This is a genomic window from Acinetobacter sp. V116_7, from assembly GCF_056735735.1.
In genome coordinates this window covers 418,532-444,595 of record NZ_JBWZIF010000014.1, presented here as the reverse complement: position 1 = coordinate 444,595, position 26,064 = coordinate 418,532, and the positions used below count along the sequence as shown (strand labels likewise).

Annotated in this window: 20 protein-coding genes and 1 tRNA gene; 13 read left to right on the top strand and 8 right to left on the bottom strand. The window is 36.8% G+C overall.

Going from position 1 to position 26,064, the window contains the following annotated elements; genetic code table 11:
* Positions 1-56 precede the first annotated feature (56 nt).
* Positions 57-431 carry a diacylglycerol kinase gene (locus AC1PJP_RS06665; RefSeq protein WP_016137277.1) on the bottom strand — a complete coding sequence of 125 codons (375 nt, stop codon included), beginning with the start codon at positions 429-431 and terminating at the stop codon, positions 57-59.
* A gap of 106 nt (positions 432-537) precedes the next feature.
* Between AC1PJP_RS06665 and AC1PJP_RS06660 the strand changes: the two genes are divergently transcribed.
* Complete coding sequence (locus tag AC1PJP_RS06660; RefSeq protein WP_479766708.1) at positions 538-1,500, top strand: MBL fold metallo-hydrolase; 963 nt, start codon at positions 538-540, stop codon at positions 1,498-1,500.
* 47 nt (positions 1,501-1,547) lie between these two features.
* Here AC1PJP_RS06660 and AC1PJP_RS06655 read toward each other — a convergent pair whose 3' ends face one another.
* On the bottom strand, positions 1,548-2,690 hold the full coding sequence (locus tag AC1PJP_RS06655; protein ID WP_479766707.1) for a glycerophosphodiester phosphodiesterase: 1,143 nt from the start codon (positions 2,688-2,690) through the stop codon (positions 1,548-1,550).
* Positions 2,691-2,953: 263 nt separating this feature from the next.
* Between AC1PJP_RS06655 and AC1PJP_RS06650 the strand changes: the two genes are divergently transcribed.
* Positions 2,954-6,049 carry a multidrug efflux RND transporter permease subunit gene (locus tag AC1PJP_RS06650; RefSeq protein ID WP_479766706.1) on the top strand — a complete coding sequence of 1,032 codons (3,096 nt, stop codon included), beginning with the start codon at positions 2,954-2,956 and terminating at the stop codon, positions 6,047-6,049.
* A gap of 72 nt (positions 6,050-6,121) precedes the next feature.
* The gene (locus AC1PJP_RS06645; protein WP_013197011.1) at positions 6,122-6,697 is read left to right on the top strand and encodes a DUF4112 domain-containing protein; all 576 of its coding nucleotides are present in this window, start codon (positions 6,122-6,124) and stop codon (positions 6,695-6,697) included.
* 49 nt (positions 6,698-6,746) lie between these two features.
* Here AC1PJP_RS06645 and htpX read toward each other — a convergent pair whose 3' ends face one another.
* Positions 6,747-7,652, bottom strand: coding sequence for a protease HtpX (gene htpX / locus AC1PJP_RS06640; RefSeq protein ID WP_005307880.1), 906 nt, complete (start codon positions 7,650-7,652; stop codon positions 6,747-6,749).
* Positions 7,653-7,898: 246 nt separating this feature from the next.
* Positions 7,899-8,759 carry a lytic transglycosylase domain-containing protein gene (locus AC1PJP_RS06635; protein WP_205668988.1) on the bottom strand — a complete coding sequence of 287 codons (861 nt, stop codon included), beginning with the start codon at positions 8,757-8,759 and terminating at the stop codon, positions 7,899-7,901.
* A 505-nt stretch (positions 8,760-9,264) separates the two neighbouring features.
* On the opposite strand from AC1PJP_RS06635, the gene ttcA reads away from it, so the two are divergent.
* Positions 9,265-10,170: a tRNA 2-thiocytidine(32) synthetase TtcA gene (gene ttcA, locus AC1PJP_RS06630; protein ID WP_005307874.1), complete on the top strand. Its 906-nt coding sequence runs from the start codon at positions 9,265-9,267 to the stop codon at positions 10,168-10,170.
* 205 nt (positions 10,171-10,375) lie between these two features.
* A complete protein-coding gene (locus tag AC1PJP_RS06625; RefSeq protein WP_002118641.1) occupies positions 10,376-10,759 on the top strand; it encodes an SCP2 sterol-binding domain-containing protein in 384 nt (127 codons plus the stop codon).
* A gap of 90 nt (positions 10,760-10,849) precedes the next feature.
* On the opposite strand, the gene AC1PJP_RS06620 is transcribed toward AC1PJP_RS06625, so the two are convergent.
* Positions 10,850-11,962 carry an MltF family protein gene (locus AC1PJP_RS06620; protein ID WP_479766705.1) on the bottom strand — a complete coding sequence of 371 codons (1,113 nt, stop codon included), beginning with the start codon at positions 11,960-11,962 and terminating at the stop codon, positions 10,850-10,852.
* Between the two features lie 372 nt (positions 11,963-12,334).
* Here AC1PJP_RS06620 and greB point away from each other — a divergent pair, with 372 nt between their 5' ends.
* Positions 12,335-12,829, top strand: coding sequence for a transcription elongation factor GreB (gene greB / locus AC1PJP_RS06615; RefSeq protein ID WP_004790517.1), 495 nt, complete (start codon positions 12,335-12,337; stop codon positions 12,827-12,829).
* Between the two features lie 89 nt (positions 12,830-12,918).
* A tRNA-Ser gene (locus AC1PJP_RS06610) sits at positions 12,919-13,008 on the top strand.
* 106 nt (positions 13,009-13,114) lie between these two features.
* On the opposite strand, the gene AC1PJP_RS06605 is transcribed toward AC1PJP_RS06610, so the two are convergent.
* Together AC1PJP_RS06605 and AC1PJP_RS06600 are read right to left on the bottom strand one after the other, a co-directional pair.
* Positions 13,115-13,897: an SDR family oxidoreductase gene (locus tag AC1PJP_RS06605; RefSeq protein ID WP_192833994.1), complete on the bottom strand. Its 783-nt coding sequence runs from the start codon at positions 13,895-13,897 to the stop codon at positions 13,115-13,117.
* Entirely contained in the window at positions 13,897-14,220 is a 324-nt protein-coding gene (locus AC1PJP_RS06600; RefSeq protein ID WP_199986580.1) for a nuclear transport factor 2 family protein, read from the bottom strand. Before AC1PJP_RS06600 ends, AC1PJP_RS06605 begins: the two co-directional genes overlap by 1 nt.
* Positions 14,221-14,327: 107 nt before the next feature.
* Here AC1PJP_RS06600 and AC1PJP_RS06595 point away from each other — a divergent pair, with 107 nt between their 5' ends.
* From AC1PJP_RS06595 to AC1PJP_RS06580, 4 genes are all read left to right on the top strand, one after another.
* The gene (locus AC1PJP_RS06595; protein ID WP_416706909.1) at positions 14,328-15,230 is read left to right on the top strand and encodes a LysR family transcriptional regulator; all 903 of its coding nucleotides are present in this window, start codon (positions 14,328-14,330) and stop codon (positions 15,228-15,230) included.
* A gap of 279 nt (positions 15,231-15,509) precedes the next feature.
* Positions 15,510-19,508, top strand: coding sequence for a delta-poly-L-ornithine synthetase PosA (posA, locus tag AC1PJP_RS06590; protein WP_479766704.1), 3,999 nt, complete (start codon positions 15,510-15,512; stop codon positions 19,506-19,508).
* Positions 19,509-19,974: 466 nt separating this feature from the next.
* Positions 19,975-20,853 carry a MetQ/NlpA family ABC transporter substrate-binding protein gene (locus AC1PJP_RS06585; protein WP_005307722.1) on the top strand — a complete coding sequence of 293 codons (879 nt, stop codon included), beginning with the start codon at positions 19,975-19,977 and terminating at the stop codon, positions 20,851-20,853.
* Between the two features lie 293 nt (positions 20,854-21,146).
* Positions 21,147-21,893: a hypothetical protein gene (locus AC1PJP_RS06580; protein WP_479766720.1), complete on the top strand. Its 747-nt coding sequence runs from the start codon at positions 21,147-21,149 to the stop codon at positions 21,891-21,893.
* A 363-nt stretch (positions 21,894-22,256) separates the two neighbouring features.
* On the opposite strand, the gene AC1PJP_RS06575 is transcribed toward AC1PJP_RS06580, so the two are convergent.
* Positions 22,257-23,051, bottom strand: coding sequence for a DUF2971 domain-containing protein (locus AC1PJP_RS06575; protein WP_479766703.1), 795 nt, complete (start codon positions 23,049-23,051; stop codon positions 22,257-22,259).
* A 224-nt stretch (positions 23,052-23,275) separates the two neighbouring features.
* Here AC1PJP_RS06575 and AC1PJP_RS06570 point away from each other — a divergent pair, with 224 nt between their 5' ends.
* Together AC1PJP_RS06570 and AC1PJP_RS06565 are read left to right on the top strand one after the other, a co-directional pair.
* Positions 23,276-24,787 (top strand): caspase family protein, encoded by a 1,512-nt coding sequence (locus tag AC1PJP_RS06570; RefSeq protein ID WP_272406477.1) that lies wholly within the window; start codon positions 23,276-23,278, stop codon positions 24,785-24,787.
* A 686-nt stretch (positions 24,788-25,473) separates the two neighbouring features.
* Positions 25,474-26,034, top strand: a complete 561-nt coding sequence (locus AC1PJP_RS06565; protein ID WP_479766719.1) for a TetR/AcrR family transcriptional regulator — start codon at positions 25,474-25,476, stop codon at positions 26,032-26,034.
* Positions 26,035-26,064: the final 30 nt, after the last annotated feature.

The following is a 26,064-nucleotide window of genomic DNA, read 5'->3' as shown; positions in this document are numbered from 1 at the left end:
GCTAGAAGTTCCTCTTTGTTACAGCCATGCTTATTTACTTATAAGCATGGTTTTTTTTATCCTAATAAAATGAACAACCATGTAATAGCAATAATAGAAAGCGCAACAAATTGAGCCGCACTTCCCATATCTTTTGCATTTTTAGAAAGCTGATGTTTTTCAAGAGACACTCGGTCAACAACTGCTTCAATAGCCGAATTGAACAGTTCAACAATCATTGCAAATAGACATACGATAATAAGTAAGACGTGTTCACTGCGGGTTACGTCAAGAAAAAAACTGACTGGAATTAAAATAAGATTAATCAAAACAATTTGACGGAAAGCTGCTTCATTTTTATATGCTGCTTTAAATCCGGAAATCGAGTAACCCGTTGCATTTAATATACGCTTAAGGCCTGTTTTACCTTTATAAGGAGAATAGCTATTCATTTACTTATATTTCTGACACATTTCATGCATTATATAATTTGGGTCTTAAAAAATTATTAAATCTTTTTTAAAGATTTTGACTTTATAACTGAATAGAGAAGAAGAGATGAAAAAATTATGTGTAGCTTTGGGTCTTGCATTTTGTAGCATGCATGCTGCGTATGCCGAACAAACTCCTACTCAACAAGTACCTGGATATTATAAGCATCAATTCGGAAAATACCGTGTAACATCTTTACTTGATGGCACGATTTATCTAAATCCTAACTTGTTTAAAAATTTAAATCAGACTCAAAAAACTAAAATATTAACGAAATATGCCGCTGTGAATGAGAAGGGTATTCAAACTTCGGTCAATGCATTTTTAGTAGATGATGGTAAGAATTTAACGCTTGTCGATAGTGGTGCAGCAAGTTGTTTTGGCCCACAACTGGGTTCGATTGCAAAAAATATTGAATTGGCAGGTTATCAACTTGCTGATGTAAAAACAGTATTGCTCACACATTTACACCCAGACCATGTGTGTGGTATTGCTCAAAATGGGAAAGCTGTATTTCCAAATGCAACCGTATATGCGCATGAACGCGAGGCTGATTATTGGTTAAATCCAGCTTTTGAAAAAACAGTACCAGCAGATAAAAAGCAAAACTATTTAGGTACTGTGAAAAACATAAAAACTGCTCTTGCTCCATATCAAGCAAAAAAAGCATTTAAGACCTTTAAAGATGGTGATGTTATTCAAGGTTTTGAAGTGATCGATACGCGCGGTCATACACCTGGGCATCATAGCTTTCGCTTAAAGAGTAATGATCAGCAAATCATTTTTGTTGGAGACATTGTTCATTCGCATTCTTTGCAGTTTGATGCTCCAAAAACTGGTGTGGATTTTGATGTGAATTCTGAACAGGCGATTAATACCCGTTTAAAAATGTTTGCTGAAATTTCAAATAAACAGCAATGGGTCGCAGCACCACATTTACCATTCCCAGGCATTGGTCATGTTTATAAAGTAAACGCTGAGCAATATCAGTGGATCCCACTTTATTTTGATAATGTTGTAGAGAAATAAAAAAAACAGGGCATTTATTGCCCTGTTTTTTTTATTAAAAACTTTAATTATTTTGCGGCTTTTTCATAATTAATAACGGCTTCACGGCCAAGTGCTGGGTCATCTGTAAAGACTCCATCAACACCCGCTTTGAAATAGGCTTCAAATTCTTTTAAAGCACCAGTTGGGCAGCGCTCAGCTGGTTTATCTTGACTGCATTTTAAAGGCGTTGGTAAGAAATTATTTTCTGGACGGAAAGTATAAGGATGTACTTTTAAGCCAACATTATGCGCATCAGAAATAAACGAAGTCGTTTGAACTGAGCCATTGTCATTAAAGTTTAGAATATAACCTTTACTTGGTCCTACACCGTTTGCATATTTAGCAACTTCTTTTAAGCTTTGTGCTGTGGCTAAATCACCATAAGTTTTAGTTTCACCAGATTCAACGAAGTCGGCTGGTTGCGAAGTTTTAGCATCATAAAGTTGAATGATTTGTGCGTGTTTAATGGTTTTATGAAGGTCGAGCTGATCTTTCAAATATTTTAAATTACTTACTTCAAAAGACTGTAGATAGACAGGTGCAATATCACGTGTATATTCATATTTGGCTAATGTTTTAAGAAGGGTATCTTCCATTGCCAGATTATGATTTTTAAAGTAAGTCGGATGTTTGGTCTCAATATATAAGCCGATAATTTTTCCCGTTTTTTTATAATTTGCTTCTGCCAGCTCAATCACTTGTTCTAGAGTCGGGACAGGGTAAAGGTCATTATAGGCTGTGTTTGCTGGTCGGAACTCTGGAATACGTTCACGAGCTTTAAGCTGCTGTAATTCATTTAAAGTGAAGTCTTCTGTAAACCAGCCTGTTAAGTCTTTACCATCAATATTTTTTGTTGTTTTACGGTCTGCAAACTGAGTTAAAGTGCTTACATTGGTTGTTCCACCAATCTCATTTTCATGGCGAGTAACTAACACGCCGTCTTTTGTAGACACTAAATCTGGTTCAATAAAATCTGCACCATCATCAATGGCTTTTTGATATGAAGCTAAAGTGTGTTCAGGGCGTAAAGCGCTAGCGCCACGATGTCCTATTACTAAAATTTTAGGAAGTTGATACTCTGGTGTAGTTGGCGTGTTTTCAGTTTTATCATCGTCATTACAACCAACCAAGCTAATTAAACTTAAGCATAAAATTGCTCTTTTAAACATAATTCTACTCATATTGTTTTAGTTGAAACGGCTCTAGTCTGCTTATTGAGTTTGACGTGATCATGAAGAATTCATGAATTTTCAGTGACACTTGTTAAAACCTTCTTTATAGGTTTGTAGGAAATGCCCATTCCTGCTTTGTTTTTGTCCTAATTGCATTTATTGTGTTAATTCTACTTGTCTTTTATATATCGCTCGTTGATGATCAAGATGCCGAATTCGGTATTGCCACCTGTTAATTGACGACTTAATTCTGAGCAGCCATGCTATCTAAATTTTTTATTCAGCGCCCTATTTTTGCCAGTGTACTTGCAATTATTGTTATGGCATTTGGTATTTTCTCGGTTCTGAATTTGCCAGTAGAACGCTACCCCGATATTGCACCTCCAAAAATTACAGTATCGGCAAGTTATAGTGGGGCAGATGCACAAACGGTTGAGCAAAGTGTTACTCAGATTTTAGAACAGCAAATACAAGGGATTGATCACTTACTTTATTTTAGCTCTACCAGCGACTCGTCGGGACGTAGCCGAATTACCATTAGTTTTGATAATGGAACAAATCCAGATACAGCACAGGTACAAGTACAAAATAGCATTAGTGGCGTGATAAGACGTTTACCAGATGAAGTACAACGCCAAGGGGTGACGGTAAGTAAGTCGCTGGGCGATACCTTTATGGTGGTGGGTTTATATGACTCGACTGGTAAAGCTGGGAATATTGAGCTATCAGACTATTTAACGACACACGTGGTCGATAACCTGAACCGGATTGAAGGGGTGGGTGAGTCTGATGTCTTTGGTTCGCAATATGCAATGCGAATCTGGTTAAACCCTGATAAATTAAAACAATATAATTTAATGCCAAGTGATGTTGCCAGTGCAATTACCGCTCAAAATACCCAAGTGGCTGCGGGTGCAATTGGTGATTTACCTGTTATTGATGGGCAATATTTAAATACTAAAGTTACAGCTGGTTCTCGACTAAAAACAGTCGAAGATTTTAAAAATATTGTAGTGAAATCAAACCAAACAGCGAGCTATGTCTATTTAAAAGATATAGCTAGAGTTGAGTTGGGTGCAGAAAACTATCAGTCTTTTAACACCATTAATGGTTATCCTGCCGCAGGTTTAGGTATTTCACTATCTTCGGGTGCAAATGCCATTCAGACCTCTAAACTCATCCATCAAACTCTAGATCAGCTTACAACTAAACTACCTGCGGGTTATAAAATTGTTTATCCACGTGATAACACGCCGTTTGTTCAAGAGTCGATTAAGGAAGTCGTAAAGACGCTTATTGAAGCGATTATTTTAGTTATTCTGGTAATGTTTTTGTTCTTGCAAAGCTGGCGCGCGACACTCATTCCGAGTATTACCGTTCCGGTTGTTATTTTAGGAACTTTTGCTGTTTTATATGTGCTCGGTTTTAGCATTAATACCTTAACCTTATTTGCACTGGTACTCGCCATTGGCTTGTTAGTGGATGACGCGATTGTAGTCGTGGAAAACGTTGAACGGCTTATGCATGAACAGCACTTAACTCCGAAAGAAGCAGCTATTGAGTCAATGGGCGAAATTAGTGGTGCTTTAATTGGGATTACATTGGTATTAACTGCTGTTTTTATTCCAATGTCTTTTTTAGGTGGCTCAATTGGGGTGATTTACCGCCAGTTTTCAATTACCTTAGTTGCTGCTATGGCATTATCGCTCGTTGTTGCATTAGTTCTAACACCTGCATTGTGTGCCTTAATTTTAAAGCCTAGCCCTCAGCCTATGCGTTGGGCAGTTTGGTTTAACCAAAAGATTGATCAACTTAAAAATCAATATATCAAGATCGTCCAAACAAGCATTCGTTACAGTAAGTCGGTTGTTGTGATTTTTGTGGCTTTAATTGCTGTATTCATGCTGTTCTATAGCGGTTTAAAAAGTGGATTTATTCCTAAAGAAGATCAAGGGATTTTAAGTGTTCAAATTAAACTTGTTGATAGCGCCCCGATTTCTCAAAGTCAGAAAATTGGTGAACAAGTTCGTCAATATTTCTTAACTCAAGAAGATAAAAATGTGGATTTAGTCTTAATCCGCTATGGTCGAAACAATTCGGGTACAGGGCAAAATTTAGCACAAGGGTTCATTGCTTTAAAACCGTGGGATGTGCGTACTGGAAAAGAAAACTCAGCGGATGCTATACAAAAGCGGGCAATGAAATATTTTAGTCAATTAAATAATGCTCAAATTAATGTGACTTTACCACCTTCAGTAAATGGTTTAGGTCAAACCGATGGTATGGATTTATGGATTCAAGATTTAAATGGGCAAGGACAAGATTTTCTAGATAGCACCTTCCGTCAATTGCAAACTCAAAGTAAAAATTATTCAACTTTTGAAAACTTTGATAAGCAATCAACCAATAGTAAAGCAAATCTCAATATCAAAATTGATCAGAAACAAGCATTAGCAAATGGTTTAGAACTACCCGCAATTAACAACACTTTGTCGAGTGCGTGGGGTGGAACATATGTAAATGACTTTATTGACCGCGGTCGTATTAAGCGTGTCATGATTCAAGGTGATGCCGAGTTTAGATCGAAACCTGAAGATTTATATAACTGGTCTGTGCGTAACAACCAAAATGAAATGGTGCCTTTTAGTTCATTTGCTAACTTTAGCTGGGGTGGCGCTCCTGAAATCGTAAAACGCTATATGGGTTATAGCGCCTTGCAGTTACAGGCAGATGTTGCGAGTGGTAGCAGTTCAGGTCAGGCAATGAAAGATATTGAACAACTTGTAAATCAGCAAAAAGACGTTGGTTTAGCTTGGACAGGTTTATCTTTTGAAGAACAGAAGTCGACAAATCAGGCCGTCTGGTTATATTTAATTTCGGCAGGCTTTATTTTCTTATGTTTAGCCGCTTTATATGAAAGCTTGAGCATTCCAGCCGCTGTGATGACCTCTATTCCGTTAGGTGTCGGAGGAAGTGTCATTTTCTCTTATATTTTCGGACTACCCAATGATGTGTATTTCCAGATTGCACTGTTAACCACAATTGGTCTGTCATGTAAAAATGCAATTTTAATTGTTGAGTTTGCAGCTTTGGCTCAAGAAAAGGGTAAGAATGCTATTCAGGCGGCTTTAGAGGGCGCTAGCTTGCGTCTAAGACCGATTTTAATGACCTCTTTAGCTTTTGGTGCAGGTGTGATTCCTCTCGTGTTTGCTCAAGGCGCTGGAGCTGTGAGCCGTCAAGAAATCGGTATTAGTATTTTAGGTGGTGTTATGTTTGGTACGGTGCTGGTTTTATTCTTTATTCCAGTTATGTATGTGTTATTGCGTTCACTATTTAGATCGAAAGCATCTAGTTAAAAGTAAACAATTTAAAAAGAGGCATTAAATCAAGTATATTAAGTTTAACTTCTCTTCATATATTTGATTTAGATGCCTCAAGAAAAAAAATTAACAGAGCAACAGGTCATCGCATTAGAACGAGACCTTGCCAAGTTTGCCACCATGATGGACAGCGCGGTGCGTATTCCTTTTACAAAGCAGGGCATTGGTGCCGATGCTGCACTGAGCACGATTCCGATTGCTGGCGATGTCGCAGGTTTTGTGCTGACGTGTTATGCGATTTATAAAGCTAAACAGATTGGTGTACCACAACACAAGTTAACCCCAGTTATCAAACTCGCTGTTGTAGATGCTGTAGTAGGTTTTGTTCCAGTTGCTGGAACTATTTTTGATATTTTTATACGCCCTAGTAGAAAAGCATTAGATGTGGTTCATACGCACATACGCGAAGAATATGCGATTCAAAGTGATATTCATGTTGTTCATCCATATTTGCATGAAAAACTCGAAAAGAAGCAGCAGCATTCAGCTTTTTGGCGTAATCCTGTGGTGAGTTGGTTATGGTTGCATATACCTGATTTATTAGGCGCGTTTGTACTGCTTTTAATTGGTTTCGCTGTGTGGTGGGGTGCAAGTTATCTTTGGGGTCTCTATCAAACCATGTAATAAAAATAAAGCCTCCAGTTGGAGGCTTTATTTCTTCACGTTAAACGTTTTATGGGCAATCTAATTGATGTAAAGCTGCCACACGTTGTTCAATTGTTGGGTGGGTTTGGAACAAAGCAGCTAAGCTAAAGCCTTGTTCTTTACCTTCCGCAATCGCGAAAGCTTTCATTTCTTTTGGCATTTGATCTGGCAATTCTGTCTCAGCTTGTAGACGTAATAATGCAGAAATCATTGCTTGTTTACCTGCTAAACGTGCACCTGCTTCATCAGCACGGTATTCACGATAACGAGAGAACCACATCACAATCGCAGAAGCGAGAATACCAAAGACGATATCTAATACCATGGTAATGAGGAAATAACCCATACCTGGGGCTTGATCATCTTGACGACCAAAAACATTACGGTCGATAAAATCACCGACTACGCGAGCAAAGAACATAACAAAGGCGTTCACGACACCTTGGATGAGTGCTAGGGTAACCATGTCACCATTCGCAACGTGACCAATCTCGTGCGCAAGCACAGCACGTAGCTCATCTTTGTTCATACGTTCAAGTAGACCAGATGAAACGGCAACTAAGGCATCATTCTTATTCCAGCCTGTTGCAAAGGCATTGGATTGATATGATGGAAAAATACCAACCTCTGGCATGTTAATACCAGAACGTTGAGAAAGTTCAGCGACTGTTTGCAATAACCAGCTTTCAGCTTGGTTACGAGGAGCATTCGGGTCGATCAGTTCTGTACCGGTCGTTTTCTTAGCCATCCATTTTGACATGAATAACGAGATTAAAGATCCCACCATACCAAACACAAAACAGATCACTAAAAGGTTGCCTAGATTCAAGCCACCCGCGCCATGGTAACTACCGACACCGAAGAGTGACAAAATAATGCCAGCTACAACCAGTACCGCGAGGTTGGTAAGCAAAAACAAACCAATCCGCATCATTGAGAAAATCCTCTTATAAATAAAATGTTATCTGATTTACAAATTTTAAATCATGCAGCTAATATGCGGGGCTTAGGGGAAAAATTCAAGATAAAAATAAGGAATTGATACATTCTTTCACGAAGTAGAATGTACCGAAATTCAAAGAATAATTGGCTAAATTCGCCTAAATGGTAAGGATCAGGTAATAGATCATTACAATTTAAAACACATAAACTTGACGGAATAAACCCTCAGTAAACGTTCTTACTCTATTCGAATATGTGCAATTGCTGTGGCATTGTTTGTGACATAAGTACCTGTAGGCGCATCAGTAAATGTTCCATTAGATAAAGTCACAATTTGACGAGAATTGGAATGTTTAGGAGCTGGTGCTGCTATTTGAGCTGTTGTGTTTTCCACTAAATTGGAAGATTGAGAAGTGACTTGTGCTGAAGTATTAGAAAAAGATGAGAAACCAGAACCAGATGAATACAAGTTTTGATATCGGCTCGTTACACGGCGTACATAGTCTTGTGTTTCACGAAAAGGTGGAATACCGCCGTATTTATCAACATTTCCTTCGCCAGCATTATAAGCAGCAAGCGCCATTTGAGTATTACCTCCAAAACGCTTGAGTAACCAGCTTAAATATTTTGCACCTGCAAAAATATTTTGCTGAGCATCAAAGGCATTAGTCACGTTAAATCGACGTGCAGTCGCAGGCATGAGTTGCATAAGACCTTGCGCGCCTACTGGAGAGCGAGCATTGACGTTAAATCCTGACTCGGTATGCATGACAGCCTTAATTAAGCCTTCAGATACACCATGCTGTAGAGCAGCTTGTTTAATAATATGATCAAAAGCATTTTTATTTTTATTGTAGCTTGGCAGAACAGAAGCTTCTGATGCTCCCCAGTTCGTATAACTATGAATATTACTATCAGGATAGTAAGTCACTTTTACTTTTTTAAGTGATTGATCATAACTTTTTCGGTTGGTCAGCAATGTACTACCATTTTTATCTTGGTAAATATACATTTGGCCTGCTGAACTCGAAGTTATGCCGACCGTAAAAGTGGTCATCCCCAGCAAACAAGAAATAAGAAATTGAACCGAATTTTTCATTTTATGTTATTCACAATTTTAAGGTATTTAAAACTTGTCAAAGAGTTTATCAAAAAATATTACTTAAAGAAGTTTTGTGTAATTTTTTTTATTTCGACTCTTTCAAAAAATCAAGCTGTTTTGTTCGAATGCTCATCAAAAAAAATTAAAAATTATTTTTAAAATGATTCTATTGACTTGAATAACATGTTGATATTAAAGGGTAAAAAACATTGGTTAAAAAATGATCAATTTAAATAAAACCCTTAACAGAAGGTCAAAACAGTTTGTCAAGTACGAAGAAATCCACAATTTTATCCACAGGTTTTGTGGAAAACTGTGGAAAAGTCCAAAAAGTAAGCATTTTGCACATTTTTTGAACGCTTCAGTCAAAAATAGAGCATCACTTTTGCATCATGCATGAGCAATGTGACGACTTCAAGAATTGAAACTATTCTTTTGATGCGATTCTCTTCTGAATCATATAAAATTGCGCGGTATTTTTATTTATGGGTATATCTCGTCTATGTACGCGCCAGTTGAGTCCAATCAGGGATTTAATTTTAAGCCTGAACTTCCAACAAGCTCGGCCTATTACCGTTTGCTCAAGAAGCTTCGCCGTCAAGTTGGGCATGCTATTCGTGACTTCAATATGATTGAAGAGGGCGATAAGGTCATGGTGTGTGTGTCTGGTGGTAAAGACAGTTATACCTTGCTCGATATCATGTTGCAGTTTAAACGTATTGCACCAATCAATTTTGATGTTGTTGCGGTTAACCTTGACCAAAAGCAACCGGGCTTTCCTGAAGATGTCTTACCTCGTTATATGGAAGAAAATAACATTCCATATTACATTTTAGAAAAAGACACCTATACCATTACTAAACGTTTAACACCTGAAGGTAAAACCTACTGTGCAGTATGTTCACGTTTACGCCGTGGTTCTTTATATGGCTTTGCACAAGAAATTGGTGCGACTAAAGTTGCTTTAGGACATCACCGTGATGATATTCTTGCAACGTTCTTCTTAAACTTGTTTCATGGCGGAAGTTTAAAGGCGATGCCTCCAAAGCTTTTATCATCGGACAAGAAGAATATTCTGATTCGTCCATTGGCATATGTTGAAGAAAAAGACATCATCAAATATGCAGAGTTACGTCAGTTCCCAATCATTCCATGTAACCTTTGTGGTTCGCAGGAAAACTTACAGCGTGCAATGCTTAATGAAATGCTGCGTGACTGGGATAAACAATATCCGAAACGCTTACACAGTATTTTCGGTGCGTTACAAAACGTATCACCGTCTCAGTTAGCGGACCGTGAATTGTTCGATTTCGAAGCTTTAGATTCTCAGCGCGAGTTAGATTTTAAAGATCCGGAAGAGCTTAAAAACCGTTTAGATGTCGTGAACTTAAGCTTTGCTGCTGAATAAACGCTAGACATAGACAATGTTAAAGGCACTTTATAAACAAGTGCCTTTAATGTATCAAAATACTAAAAAATGAATGTTCCGTACAAAAAGTCATAGCCCTAAATTTAAATTACATGCTATAACAACGCTCAAGCAGAATTGCTTCACATGATGTTGTCTGGATAGACAACTAGAGAAATTGAACAAATAAATTTGAGGAAGAATCATGCCTGCATTTTTAACTGAAGATTGGTTTGCTACTGTCGAAAAATTAACTGCTGAAGCAGGGGATCTTAATTTGCCACCTGCTCTTGCGAATTTGGCAATTAATTTAGTAGTTACAGATGCTTCTGGAAATACCGAATTAGCTTTAGATGGGGGTAAAATCCAAAAAGGTTTGTCTTCAAATGCCAAAACAACTTTAAATATGGATGCTGAAACTTTACGTAAAGTATTCTTAGAGTTTGATATGGCTGCTGCTATGCAGGCATTCATGACTGGTAAAATTAAAGTTCAAGGTGATATGTCTCAATTAATGGCTTTACAAACAGCTAAGCCAAGCCAAGAACAAAAAGATTTGTTTAAGAAAGTATTAGAGCATACAGCTTAAATCTAAAAGAATTCATATAAAAAGCTTACCCCAAGAGGTAAGCTTTTTATTCACACAAACAAAGAATTTATCAACTTTTAAATAATAAAATTAGATATTAATTCGTGTTTGCGCTGTTTTGATATGTTCAAGATAAGCACGAATACGCGTGACATATTGAACCGCTTGCTTATATCGACCATTACGCGTTTTATTACTTTGCAAATAATCGTAGAGATTAACCCATTGGTTCGGATCTTTCCCTTGTGCTTGCAAGCGCTTCTGAATCTGGTTTACCGCACCTGGTCCCATATTATAGGCCACCAGCGCATACCAGTTCCGATCAGGGAAAGGAATATCATCATATTCACTTAACATCTGGTCGTAATACTTCGCGCCACCTTGAATGCTTTGAGCTGGATCACTACGATTGCTCACACCCATTGCTCGAGCAGTGCTATTGGTCAGCATCATTAAGCCACGAACACCTGTGGGAGAAACAGATTCTGGCTTTAAATATGATTCTTGATAACCAATTGCGGCAAGTAAATGCCAGTCGAGATCGTATTTAGCTGCACTTTGTTTAAAGCTCGCTTTATAAATCGGTAAACGCGTCGTTAAGTCACGTTGAATGGTTGACCAAGCTTCTGGTTTCACCACATTACGATTATAGAAAGAAGCGAGTTGCTGAGTCACACCATTTTGCTTACTTTGGCATACAAAGCCACTAGCGGTCTGGGTGAGGGGGTCATCAGCTTGTTTAAACACCCAGCTTAACTCAGGATTTAAACCATTTTTTTGCAGATCGACTATGTCACCACAGCTTGCAGAAAAAGACATCAAACCTTTGTTCTCGATGGTACTTAAACCAGCGGTCGTCATCGCAAAGTTTGCTTTACCTTGCTGAACCCATCTAAGGGCAGTGGCATTGTCTGCCACGATTTTAAAGTCCAGCTTTACATTAAGGCTTTGTGCATAGTTACGGGCTAAGTCGTAACCAAAACCATGTAAAAACTGATCTTCTTTGAAAACGGTTGTCGGGCTTTCTACCGCAACAACAGTTAAAGTGTTTGTATTTACTACAGTATTGTACTGTAGGGTTTTTCCTGCATTAATACTATGAAATGGAAAAAGCATAGTACTAAGTGCAAGTGCTTTTAACGGGAGAGAAGAAAATAAAGAGTTAAGGCAAAGCCTCGACCCTGAACTTGAATTACTGTGCATGTTGTCTCCGCTACAGGTAATTTATGCCCCAAAAGTTAGACAAAAAGCTGCCATAACTTCTAAAAGTTGATAAATTCAATAAGGGGTGGGCAGTCATGACGTCATTCAAAATGACATGAAATGAAAAAAACAAACTGTGTAGAAAATCTACATAGTTTTCTAGAAGGTTAAAAATTGCTCAACATTTAATCTGCGCGCATCATAGTATTGAAAAAAAGTATTGTCAAATTTCGTACAATTAAATATTCGATATATCATCATAAACACATGAATTTCTTAAGGAAGAAAATTTATACACTTCTGATATGAGAAAATAGGGTATAAAATGCTACATCTTGTAAGCGATATGTTGTTAAACAGTGGTTTTTAATCATGAAATCTAACTTAATCACTCGATCTGGGCATGACAAATTAGTTGCTGAATTAAAACAACTTTGGCATGAAGAACGACCGGAAATCACAAAGAAAGTGAATTGGGCTGCAAGCTTAGGTGACCGCAGTGAAAATGCCGATTATCAATACAATAAGCAGCTACTTAGAAAAATTGATCGACGAGTACGCTATTTAGGAAAACGTTTAGAAGAATTAAAAATCATTGATTACGCTCCTGAACAAGACGGTAAGGTTTACTTCGGCGCTTGGGTAGAGATTGAAAATGAAGAAGGCGAGCAAAAAACTTTACGTATTGTAGGGATCGATGAAATTTATGATCATCACCCGCAGCATATCTCAATTGAATCGCCGATGGCTCGTGCACTGCTCGGCAAAGAAGTCGATGATGAGATTGAAGTACACACGCCATCTGGAAAAAAGCTTTGGTATATCAATACAATTCGCTATGAAAAGAACGAAAATCCAGAAAACTAAATTAATTTGTATTTATTTTGAGCGTTTGAATTAAAAGTTAAATAAAAGGTTTGCCAACTTGAGTTTTTATTTATATTATAGCGCTCGTTGGAAGCGTGGCAGAGCGGTTTAATGCACCGGTCTTGAAAACCGACGAGGGTGTGAGTCCTCCGTGAGTTCGAATCTCACCGCTTCCGCCAAATTCTTAAAAAGCCCTTGTTAATGACGAGGGCTTTTTTTTTACCTGTAATTTAAAACTGCTCAAGTGAAGAGAAAATACAGTATAGGTGTGATTCAATATGACTATTAAATTGTAGGAATCGTCCCACCATCAATCACATATTCAGTACCTGTAATTGCAGACGCACGGGATGATGCCAAAAAGGCGATAAGATTTGCTATTTCATCAGGTTTAGCTGGTCGTCCAATAGGAATTCCTCCGATTGAATCCATAACTATCTTTTTGCCACCCTCGTAATCTGTGCCAGCTTGTAAAGCCAGTCGCTCTGCAAGAGCAATAGATGCCTCTGTTTCAATCCATCCTGGAGAGACTTGAATAACCCGAATACCTTTGGGAGATATTTCTTTTGACAGGCTTTTACTATAAGTCGCTAGCGCTGCTTTTGCAGCAGCATAAGCTGTCGTAGCTTCTGGTAATGGAAGTGAACGTTGTATTGACGTAACGTGGATTACAACACCTTGGCCTTGCTGAATCATATTGGGAATTAGTTGACGATCAATACGTATTGCAGGCATCAGATTTAGGTGAAGTTCTTTATACCACTCTTCATCGGTTAATGCTGCGAATCCACCTGCTGGTGCAGATGAACCACCAAGCATGTGTATAATTATGTCCACACCACCTAATATCTCTTGTACTGATTGGACGATAGCTTCACAACCTTCTCGAGTTGTGAGATCAGCAGAAACAAAATGTGCATTATTCGGTAAATAATCTGGTTGAGTTCTAGCAGTAGTTAGTACTGTTGCGCCTAGTTCATGGAATAATTGAACTGTGGCAGCGCCAGTACCTTTTGTACCCGCAGTGATTAAGGCACGTTTTCCTTTTAAAGTAATAAAATCTTCCATTAATAAATCCTCAATTTAACAACTTTGCCATTTTCAAGTGTGAACTGAAACTTAAGTTTCACAGGGCTATTTGGAAAGTTGCCACTCCCTTGTGTTAAAACCGTGCTGATATGGTCTGTATTAGAAACCTCAATAATTTCAAGTGAGTACTGGTATTTTTCTTTCATTGCCAGCAACCATGTACGAATTTCCACAATTCCTCTGTATAGACTGCCATCGTCTTCAACAATGGCAGAGTCAGAAAAAATTTGGTTTAAAGCATCTACGTCGTTCGCTTGATCAGCATCAAAGTATGCGCTAACAATTTCTGGTATATCTTTCATGAGTCGCTCTTTTTCAATGATCTAAATTGATGTTTTAAATTTTATAATTTGACGATTGTTCTAACAATCCGTATAAAATGGGATGTTTAGTTGAATAAATCAGGATAATGGAACGAGCAAATTTAAATGATCTAAAAGCAGTAATGGCAATCGCCAAGCGAGGAACTTTTCGTGGCGCTGCGATTGAACTTGGGATGTCTACAACAGCTTTAAGTCATGCAATTAGTAAATTAGAGGAAAATTTGGGTGTACGTCTGTTTAATCGAACAACACGTAGTGTCTCATTGACAGAAGCAGGCAGACTTTTTGTAGAACAAGTCGGGCCTGCTCTTCAGGATATTCATAGTGCCTTAGATATTGTACGTTCGCAGAGAGAAACACCCTCAGGTACATTAAGAATCAATGCGGCCGCATTTGCAGCGAGAGAAATTATTTCTCCTGTGATTATCGAATTTCTTCGACGTTACCCAGAAATGAATATTGATTTGGTGACTGAGGGTAAACTTGTTGACATTATTGCTGATGGTTTTGATTTAGGTATTCGAGTTGCCCATCTTGTTCCAAGTGACATGATTGCAGTGTCTCTTGGTAAACTTCAAAGATATGTTGTTGTTGGTTCACCTGAGTATTTGGAGCGTTACGGAAAGCCAAAAATACCAACAGATCTTTTTAGACATAAATGTATTCGAGTACGTCTTCCTGATGGTGCACTATTTAGCTGGAAGTTTGAAAAAAATGGAGAAATTATTCAAATTGATGTGCAAGGACCGATTACCCTTGATGAAGCAAGCTTATCAAGAGCTACAGTATTAGAGAACATTGGCCTAGGATACTTTATGGAACAAGATGTTCGTACTGAAATTGAGTCAGGTCAACTTATTTCTGTTTTGGACGATTGGATGCCTTGTATGTCTGGTCTCTGTTTATATTATTCAGGAAGACGTAACCAATCTGCTGGTTTGAAAGCCTTTCTTGCCCTAGTTCGTGAAGTAGCGTTGTGCAATGAGTAATTCGTTATATATCAATTTTGAATAACGCTATTTAATTTTTATAAAAATATGTGCTTATATTTTTCCTTATTGTCATCTTAGTTTGATTTATAAGTAATAAAAATCGTTTGTTCTTCTCATTTAATAGTTCACTCTCCATTCTTAAAATAAAAACTTTAATCTTCATTTAAGTTCAACTCTTTAATTTATTACATAGCAATTGATTTCTTTAATAGGTCAGAAAAACTCAAACATGACTTTATTTTAGCTAAATCAAAAAATTAAAGTGAGTTATAAAAAATGAACCAATTCGTAACAAGTTCGAAGAATATTATTCGTGGTAAATTTCACCCCGAATTTTTGCAAGATGAAGTACTCGCCGATATTTTTATTCAAACTGCTCAAAATCTCTCAGATAAAACAGCTTTAATTGAAGCAAATAAAACGTTGACGTATGGGGAGTTATATCAGCAAGCCTTAATTATGGCTCAACATTTGACGATAAGAGGGGTAAAACCTGGTCATATTGTTGGGTTATGGGTACCTCGTGGTATTGAGCTTTTAAAAGCCCAATTGGCGATTTGTTTGAGTGGCGCAGCTTGGCTTCCTTTTGACATGGATACGCCAGCCGACCGTATTGCGGTTTGTCTTGAAGATGCCGAAGCTGTCGGGATGATTACTACCGATGAATGGTATGAACACTTAGCTGAAGTGCCACAAACCAAATGGACAAATACTGAACTTCAAAAGCCACTCAGTGAAAATATTCCTTTAGCTAAAACGACCTCCGATCAACCTGCTTATATTATTTATACGTCAGGCTCAACGGGTAAGCCGAAAGGGATTGTAATTACTCAAAAAAATATTTGTCACTTTCTACGTAGTGAAAATAATATTTTAGATATTCAAGAGCAAGACAAAGTCTATCAAGGCTTTTCTGTTGCTTTTGACATGTCGTTTGAAGAGATTTGGCTTTCTTACTTGGTGGGTGCAACATTGTGGATTGCACCTAAGTCGCTTGTGAGTGACCCTGAACGTTTATGCCAAACATTAAAGCAGGAACAAATTACTGTATTACATGCTGTTCCAACCTTACTGGCTTTGTTCCCTGAAGATGTACCTAACTTAAGAATTATTAACTTAGGTGGGGAGATGTGTCCAGACTCACTGGTGGACCGTTGGGCATTACCTCATCATCAAATGTTTAATACCTATGGCCCAACTGAGACTACGGTTACTGCAAGTCTTGAGTCGTTAGAACGCGGTAAACCCGTCACGATTGGTAAACCTCTACCAAACTATGGCATGTTAGTGATTAACGCTGAAAGAGAATTACTGCCTCAAGGTGAAACAGGTGAGCTCTGTATTTTCGGTCCGAGTGTAGCACCAGGCTATTTAGGCAGACCTGATTTAACGGCTGATAAGTTTATTGAAAACCCTTGGGCAATGAGTGCTGATGAAGAGTTGCTTTACCGTACTGGTGATTTGGCAAAAATTGATGAATTTGGTCAAGTCCATTGCTTAGGGCGTGCTGATGATCAGGTAAAAATTCGTGGTTTCCGTGTTGAACTCGGTGAAATTGAAGCGGCACTTTGTGATATTGATGGGATTGGTACCGCAGCGGTAATTTTGCGTCAAGAAGATGGAATTGATCAGCTTATTGCTTTTATTGCAGCTGAGCTTGATGCCAAACAACCGATAGAAATTAAGCAACTTCGACATACCTTAGCTCAACGTTTACCACCTTATATGGTGCCGAATCGTTTTGAGATTATTGAAGAAGTACCGCGTTTATTATCTGGAAAAATTGACCGTAAAGCGTTAAAAGTAAGACCACTTACGAGTGTAATTGACCGTAGTGAATCTGATCAGCCGCAAAATCCAGCGGAAGAAATTTTATTTGAAATTTTAAACCGCCTGTTTCCTAACATGCCTATTAAACTAGATTCGGATTTCTTTGATGATTTAGGTGGGCATTCGCTTTTAGCCGCCGTCTTAATTTCTAACCTGCGCGAACATCAAGAATATAGCCATCTTACAATTCAAAGCTTATATCAAGCGAGAAGAGTGGGGGCAATTGCTGCTTTAATGTTGGAACAGCCAGAACCGACATTATTTGATAGCCAGATTGGGCAAGACAACCCGCGTAATCAAACTTATAAATGGTTATGTGGTATTGCGCAGCTTGCGACCATTCCAGTTTTAATTTCAATTAATATTTTGCAGTGGTTAGCGCCATTCTTTACCTATCACTATTTTACAGGTGGAACCCGAGACAGCATTCCATATGCAATCGCGTTATCTTTATTGGTCTATGTAACTGTCATTATTAGTAGTTTTGTGCTTTCAATTACGGTGAAACGATTATTAATGTTGGGCGTTGGTGCAGGACGTTATCCACTTTGGGGAATGACTTATTTCCGTTGGTGGTTAGCAGACCGTATTAGCAATATTTCACCAGTTTATTTATTGTCAGGTTCAACTTTACTTAACCTCTATTTAAAAGCACTCGGCGCAAAAATTGGACATGATGTCACCATTAGTTCAGTTCATATTCGCATGCCATCTTTATTAACTGTTGAAGATGGCGTGAGTATTGGTTCTCAAGTGAATTTAGAAAATGCCAAAGTCGAACATGGACATTTGGTGTTGGGTTCAATTCACCTTAAAGAAGATAGTTATGTGGGTTCATATGCTGTATTAGAAGAAAATACAGTGTTAGAAAAACAAGCTCATGTAAATGCCTTAACTTCAATTGAATATGACACGGTTGTACCAGCCGGAGAAATTTGGGATGGTACGCCAGCTAAGAAAATAGGGCATGTAGATGAACACCCTAAAATGCCAGAACGTCCTAAATTATCGTTCATTCGTAAGATTGCTGAATATGGATATTATGGTGTTAGTGCGTTAATCATTGCTTGTCTGTTCTTTATTCCAATTTTCCCAAGTTTCCTTTTGGTCGATTGGTTAGATGTAAACGTATTTAATATCAATCCGAATAACCACCTGCAAATCGCACTTTATTATTTTGCTTTAGCGATTCCAGCGAGTGCAATGATGATGATGATTACTGCTGTTATTTCTTCAGCAATACGCAAAATTGCATTGCCTCGTCTTGAGACTGGAACTTACGCTGTTCATGGCAGCACCTATTATCGTAAATGGTTTGCATCTCAAATTTTAGAAACAAGCTTACAAACATTGCACGGCCTGTTTGCTACGATTTATGCGCCTACATGGTTCCGTATGTTAGGAGCGAAAGTTGGTAAAAATACCGAAATTTCTACAGCAAATGGTGTTATTCCTGAAATGCTGACTTTGGGCGAAGAAAGCTTTATTGCCGATGCTGTAATGTTGGGTGATGAAGAGATCAAAGGCGGTTGGATGACATTAAAATCGACCAAAATCGGTAACCGTAGCTTTGTCGGAAATAGTGCTTATATTGCTGATGGAACTATTTTACCAGATAACGTTTTAATTGGCGTACAGTCAAAAACACCAGATAACCTTGAAATGTATGATGGTCAAACTTGGTTTGGTTCGCCGCCATTATTATTGCCTGCACGTGAAGCTGCTGAAAAATATCCTGACCACTTAACGTTTAAACCAAGCTTCAAGCGCCGTTTCATGCGTGGTTTTATTGAAGGCCTTCGCGTTGTATTGCCAGCCGCACTCGCAATTGGTGTGGGGTATATGATTGTGCTTGAAGTGATTGATGTTATTAACAAATACAACATTCCAACTGGTTTATTGGCTTTAACGCTTGCTGGTTTGCTCTATGGTGTTGGCTGTTTCATTATTGTTGCATTGATGAAGTGGACTTTAATTGGTCGTTATCAACCGCGTTCAGCGCCAATGTGGACCATGTTTGTGTGGTTAAGTGAAGGGATTACCAGCTTATATGAATCAGTTGCGATTCCAAACTTCTTAAACTACTTAAGAGGAACGCCAATGCTGCCATTCTTCTTGCGTATTTTAGGTGTTCAAATTGGTAAAGATGTTTACATGGATACGGCTGACATTACAGAGTTCGACTGTGTAAGCATTGGTGACCGTGCAGAGTTTAATAGCTTCTCAGGCCCACAAACCCACTTGTTTGAAGATCGTATTATGAAAATTGGACAAGTGAATATTGGAAATGATGTGGTTGTAAATTCACGTAGTATTATTTTATATAACGCTAATGTTAGCCATCATGCAGTGTTAGGGCCATTAACTTTGGTGATGAAAGGTGAAAATATTCCTGCTAAATCTGCATGGATTGGTTCACCAGCTGTGCCTTGGGTTCATAAGTAATTAAAACTGAGCTTAACTAACTAATTTAAAAAGCCTTTGTGAAAACAGGGGCTTTTTTTATGCATACGGCATAAATTACAGTCATAGTTAGCTTAAATATTGCTAACAAATCCTGAAAATTTCATATAAATCAAATAAGTACATATTTTAATCAAAACTGTTTTATTTATATAATATGTTTTTTATTATCAGTCCCTTACCAAGAGCACATCTATATATCAAAATCGAACAAGTTATTTGTAGAATATTCACTTATTGATATATGATGATCCAATATTTAGAAACTGATTCAAAACATAATTCTGTTGTTCAGCGAGCAAGATCAAGGAAGAAATAAGGCTGAATTCAGGCTTCTAAACCCTTATATATCTGGAATTACTTCCAGCCAAATATTGCATTTCGACCCAATGGTTGGGAATGCCTCGCTCTTTTGTAGAGTAGGCGTTTCCTATTTTAGGATGTATCTATGAAAAAATTATTTAGTGTCCTGTTCAGTGCATCTGTACTCACACTGACTGCATGTAATAAACAACCTGCACAAACTGAAAATTCAGCACCAGCTAAAGACAAAACTGAGTCAGTACGCACAATTAAACTTGTTTCAACAGGTTCAGACACTGACGTATGGAAATATGTTGCAACGCTTCCTGAAACTAAAGAAGCGGGCATTAAACTCGAAGTGACTAACTTGACTGACTACGTTGTGTTGAACACATCTGTAGCAAGTGGCGAACAAGATGTAAACGCGTTCCAGTCATTTAACTATTTAGCAGCTTACAATGCTTCAAATACAGCTAAAGTTGCGGCTGTTGCGACGACTTACTTGGAACCAATGGGCCTTTATGCAAATAAAGTTAAAACTGTTGATGAGTTCCCACAAGGCGCTACAATCGCGATTCCAAACGATACTGCTAACGAAGCGCGTGCATTAACATTATTACAGTCTGCTAAACTTATTAAACTTAAACCAGACTTTGACCCTGTAAAAGGGACAACGAATGACATCGCTGAAAACCCTAAAGGTTTAAAATTAAAACCAATTCAAATGACTACAGCAGTTCGTGTTAAAAACGACGTAGATGCAATTGTATTGGGTAATACATTAGCACTTGAAGGCGGTTTAAACGTACTGAAAGATTCTATCTTCCGTGAACCTATTGACCAGTCTACAAAGCTTTATGTGAACTTATTAGGTGTGGCTGAAGCGAATAAAAATGACCCGATTTATACGAAATTGGGTGAACTTTACCACTTACCTAAAGTACAAAAGTTTGTGAGCGAAAAATTTGCAGGTACAAAAGTTGAAGTTAACAAACCTGTTTCTGAGTTTACTGACATCAAATAAGTAATTTTTTAATTTAAAATTATTTTTCAAAGCTAAGCCTCGGTGATCGGGGCTTAGCTTTTTTATTTAGATTAGCGTTATTGGGTTCGTTTTATTTTTATAATTCATATAATGCCCATTATTTGAAATTGAGAAAAAGATATATTTATTTAAAAATATAAGTATTAAATAGCAATGCCTATTTTTAATACAGATATACAATTTTCTTAGGACTCACCTTTGAAAAATATGAAGTTAAAGATTTAACAATTATGATACCAATACAACCATTCTCCTTTTTTGCAATTTTTCTGTTGTTTATTGCACCATTGATCGGTGTTGTACTAACACTAGGCTTATTGGTGAAAGCACTATTCTTTTGGCGAAAGAAGGCTCAAAAGCCTGTGAGATTTTTTTCTCGAAAGACATTGTTTATTACTGTATTGGCATTGATATGTGACCTATGGGCAGGTTATTTATTTTATATGACTGCATCGGTAAAGTATGAGTTCGCACTCGAGCAGCATTACAAAGAAAGTCGCAGTCATTTCGTTTTATCTCAAGATGTACAATATGGCGAATTGTTGATTCCCAAAGGGAGTTTAATTAGTCGCTATGATGCTTTTGACAATGGTGAGCCACAATTACCCTTAAGTTTACGGGGATTACAGGCTGTACGTTTCCCTCATCCTGTAAAAGTCGCAGGGATGTGGGTAACTGCGATGGAGCCTCCTCGAATGGAGTTGGCGTGGGATCAGCAAATAGGTCGAGTTATGCGCTTTGATCCTAATGAGGAAAATGGTTATGGTAAATGGGTTTACGACACAAAGCATCCTACAATCGCTTGTTCTCGTGGAGACATCGTACTACTTGAAATTCCATTAATTGATCATGATATTCAAAAGGAATTTGGTAAACCTGAACCCGATGGATCTAATGCGCGTTTTCGCCCTAGTGAGTGGGGTGTTCAAGAATGCGAAAAAGGTCAAGGATCAATTAAAGTTAGCTCTGCATATACTGGGACTGCACCAAAGAAACCTTGGTTTCAACTATCTGGCTGACAATAACCCATGTTTAAAAAACCTTTATTTAGTCTAATAATTCTCAGTTGTAGTATTGCTCTCTATTTTATTTTTAGAATTTAATAGAGTTAATGGTTGTTTAATTTTTGGTTATTAAAGACGAAAATATTCTGGCTAAATCTGCTTGGATTGGTTCACCAACTGTGTCTTGAGTTCATAAATAATTTAGTTGTTAAATTGAAAAAGCCTCTGCAGAACAGGGGCTTTTTTTGTAGATAAGCAATGATTAAACTGCTTAGCTTAGGCCTATTTAGAAAGGTGTGTTTAAACTACTGTACACCTAAAACTATATTTTTATATTTTAGATAATACCCATAATGTTAAATGAATGGACATAAATTTCTAATTTAACGTATATAGTTGCGATTGATTAATTGGGAAAGTCCAACCTAGTTTTTCTACCAATCCTTTTATCATATCAACAAACCATTTGGGCGAATCTGGTGCAATTACTAGTTCTTCAATGAGAATAGATGGATCACAGGCTATTTTAATTACAGGTAGAGAGTTTAACTTTATTTGTTCCACATCAATACCTGCGGCAGCAAAGGCGAAGATTTCCTGATTTGGAAGAGCTAAAACTCTATATTCTTTTTCATGTTCAAATGAAGGTCTTTTTGAGTATAAAAAATTTAAAGGATGTATATTGATTACTTCTCCAGGTTCACGATCTGCTTCATAAAAACAACGTAAACTATCGACTGTTGTATCATAGTTTACCAATCCAAACTCTAATTTTTGATTAGTAATTGTTGAATCTAATGAGGCTTTTAAAGATTTAACGGAAGTTTTTATTGCTACAGTATCTTTTTGATTTCCATATAATTTCCACATTGCTGCAGATTCATTTTGATTAGCATGTAAACAAAGTACATGGGATTTATACTTTACTTCTTGATACCCCTTTATTGCTGATTTCTCGAACATTTCGATTAGATCATCAGTAGCTCCTTCAGCATGTAAAATATCTGATGTAGCTTTAATATAGTCTGAATGATTTCCCTCATAAACATCTTCAAAAAAATCTGGACGGCAGAAGCTAATACTTTCTGTTATTAAAATATCTACAAATTTAGATAAAGGCATATATCTCCAAAGGATATCATCATCATCAGTATCGCGATAATTCTTTGACATAAACTCAATATTCACAGTAAAAGCTAAATTATATCAGTATATTGTTTTAAATATCCCTTAGATAAATCTCTAACCTCATTTTTTAAATGAAGATTTTATTTCTCGCTTTGTTAGTTATATTTCATAGAGTTCCCATGTATGTAGAATAAAGAGAATTTCTTTTAATGATTTTATATTGATAAATATGTATATAATAAATACATGTTTATCAAAAAGAATTTGAAATGACAAAGATAGCCATTCTTTTAGCAGCAAGTGAATATGAGTTATATGATCCTTTAAATGCATGTAAAAATGATCTAGAAATGATGAAGAATCTATTAGAGGCATCAGGAGAGTTTTCTAATATTTTAACATCTCTAAATGATTCTGCATCTATAGCTCAAGATAAAATTATTGATTTTATTAAGATTTTTGAAGGGAAAGAGATTGAGCAAATATTCTTTTACTTTAGTGGTCATGGCTATAGAGACTCAAATAACTTCTATTTCTGTTTTAAAGATACGAATTTAGAGCTTTTAAAAAGTACAACTATTACTAATGACGTTATAGATAGCTATCTCAAAAGATTAAATCCTAAGGTAGCTGTCAAGGTCGTTGATGCTTGTTATTCTGGGGAAAATTATATAAAAGAAGCTGAAGATTCTTTGATTAGGAAAAATTTAGATAAAGAATACTCTTTTGATGAAGTTTATTTTATGTATTCATCTAGAGGAAATGAAACTTCGGAAGCAACTAATAAATATAGTAAATTTACTAAATTATTTTTCGATGCGATTCTTAAACAAAAACAATCGGATAGAATAACTTATAAAGCAGTTATAGATTACATCTCTGATTTATCAGAAAAAAGGTTAAGTCATACTCCAATTTTTGTAACCCAAGGAGCTTATTTAGCATATCTCTTCAATAGCTTAACTGCCCCTAAAGAAATATTATCTGCAATTGATTTAATAACACCAATAGTTACTGGCAGTACTCCTTTAGAAAGAGCTCCATCATTAATTGAAATGATTAAAAAAGAGTCTGAGATGTATTGTTCAGAGGAAGAGGGTATAAAAAAAATAAAACAAATATTCAATTTAATTGAAAAACATAAATTTTCGCAAGATATAGAAACTTTATTTACTCTAGATTTATCAAAGTCTGATATCGTTTTATTCAATGCTAAAGATATCGGAAACTGGTTAGTCGTTAACAAAGATAAAGATGAGTACTTGGTTGAAGAGCATTACCATGAAATAGAAGTTCCAGAAAAAAAGTATATTAAGTATCCTAGAAAACCTAGGTCTTCTATTGGTAGTTCTTCTTTATCTTTTTTATTAGGATTAAATTCTGAAGATGATTATCGATTGGAAGATGTTGTAGTGAAAAAGCAAGTTTTAGATGGAATTAGATACTTAGTACCTCTGGAGCAAGTATTTTTATCTATACGTTTTTTACCAAAAGAAGATTTTCAAAATTTAAAAAATTATTCAGCTTGTTTTGCAGTTATTTTTTCAAAAAAAGAAATTGTACTTTTTTACAGTATTGAAAAGCTTAAAATATTCAATTGGACTTCTAGTTATCAACCTGAATGTTCTAAATGGAATTATGTAACTATGCTTTTGAAGGATAATAATCAAAAAGTAATAGATAAAATTTGTCAAAAGATTGAGGAATTTATATTTGATGACGTTAAAAAATCTTTAGCCTTAGTTAAAGATAGTACTAAGCAGTCGGAAACTAAGAGTTAATTTAAGATCCATAAATTATCTATTTAACTTTCCTTAAATAGATAATTCTCCTTACTACATACATCCACTCTAAACAGCCTCCTAAGGCTGTTTTCCCTCCCTTTATAAACCCCACTTTAACAATAACTCTCTCATTATTTATCCTTACTTTTTAATGATCTAATTTAAAGCAAATGTCATTTTGTGTGCTTGACTGCAATAGGGCGGAGCACTATCCTTTGCCTGCTGGCCTACATTGCCAGTCGGTTTTAGCAGACCGTACTCAAGAGCATTGAAAAAACTCGTTTTTTTAATGTGAACTCGTTCGTCTCCCTTTTGTTGCGGTAGGACGGAAGGGGGACACCTTCGGGTGTGCTGGGTCTTGAGCCAGTCTGCTAACCCCCTTTCGTTCTGCCACCATAATTCCTATTCATGTCTGGCAGAACTCCCAATAAAAAGGAGTTGGCTTTGCACATTCTTAATTTCTTGGCAGCCTTTGCCAAAGTCTATATCGACACAACTTAAACTTTTAAAGCAGTTTGATAGCCATTGGGCTTTTCAGGCTTTAAATCGTCACGTCCAAAAAACTTAATCAACAATAAAACTTGAGATGTGCCATGCACAGTCTTTATGGCTTTGCTATGCCTTTTTTTCTCCCAAAAAAGTATCTCGTTTATCTACAACAAGAATTTAATAACGGTAAAACTATGCGACATTTAGTGATCTCTCCACGTGCCATACAAGTCGTAAATAAATCGATTAATCTGTTTCACAATCACGGATTTCATACTGTTGGAATAGACAGAATTGTGAAAGAATCTCAAATTCCAAAAGCGACTTTTTATCATTATTTTCACTCTAAAGAGTGGTTTATCGAAATCTGTTTGAACGTTCAAAAAGAACGCTTAAAAGAAAAAGTAGTTTCAATTGCTGACTACGACCAAGGTGCAGATGTGATGGATAAACTTAAAACACTTTATCTTTTACATACTGATTTAGAAGGGCTGTACTACTTATTATTTAAAGCCATTTTTGAAACGAAACTGACCTATCCCAAAGCCTATCAAATCGCAGTGAGGTATAGAACGTGGTTACTGAATGAAATCTATAGCCAACTTATAAAACTAAAAACCGATGTTTCCTTTCAGGATGCCAAACTATTTTTATATATGATTGAAGGCGCGATTATTCAGCTTTTAAGCTCAGATAAAAAAGGGGAGCGAGAGATGATATTAGAATGTTTTTTGAAGCAGTTTAAAGCGGCGTAATATGTATCATTCATCGTTTTCAAGTTTAGC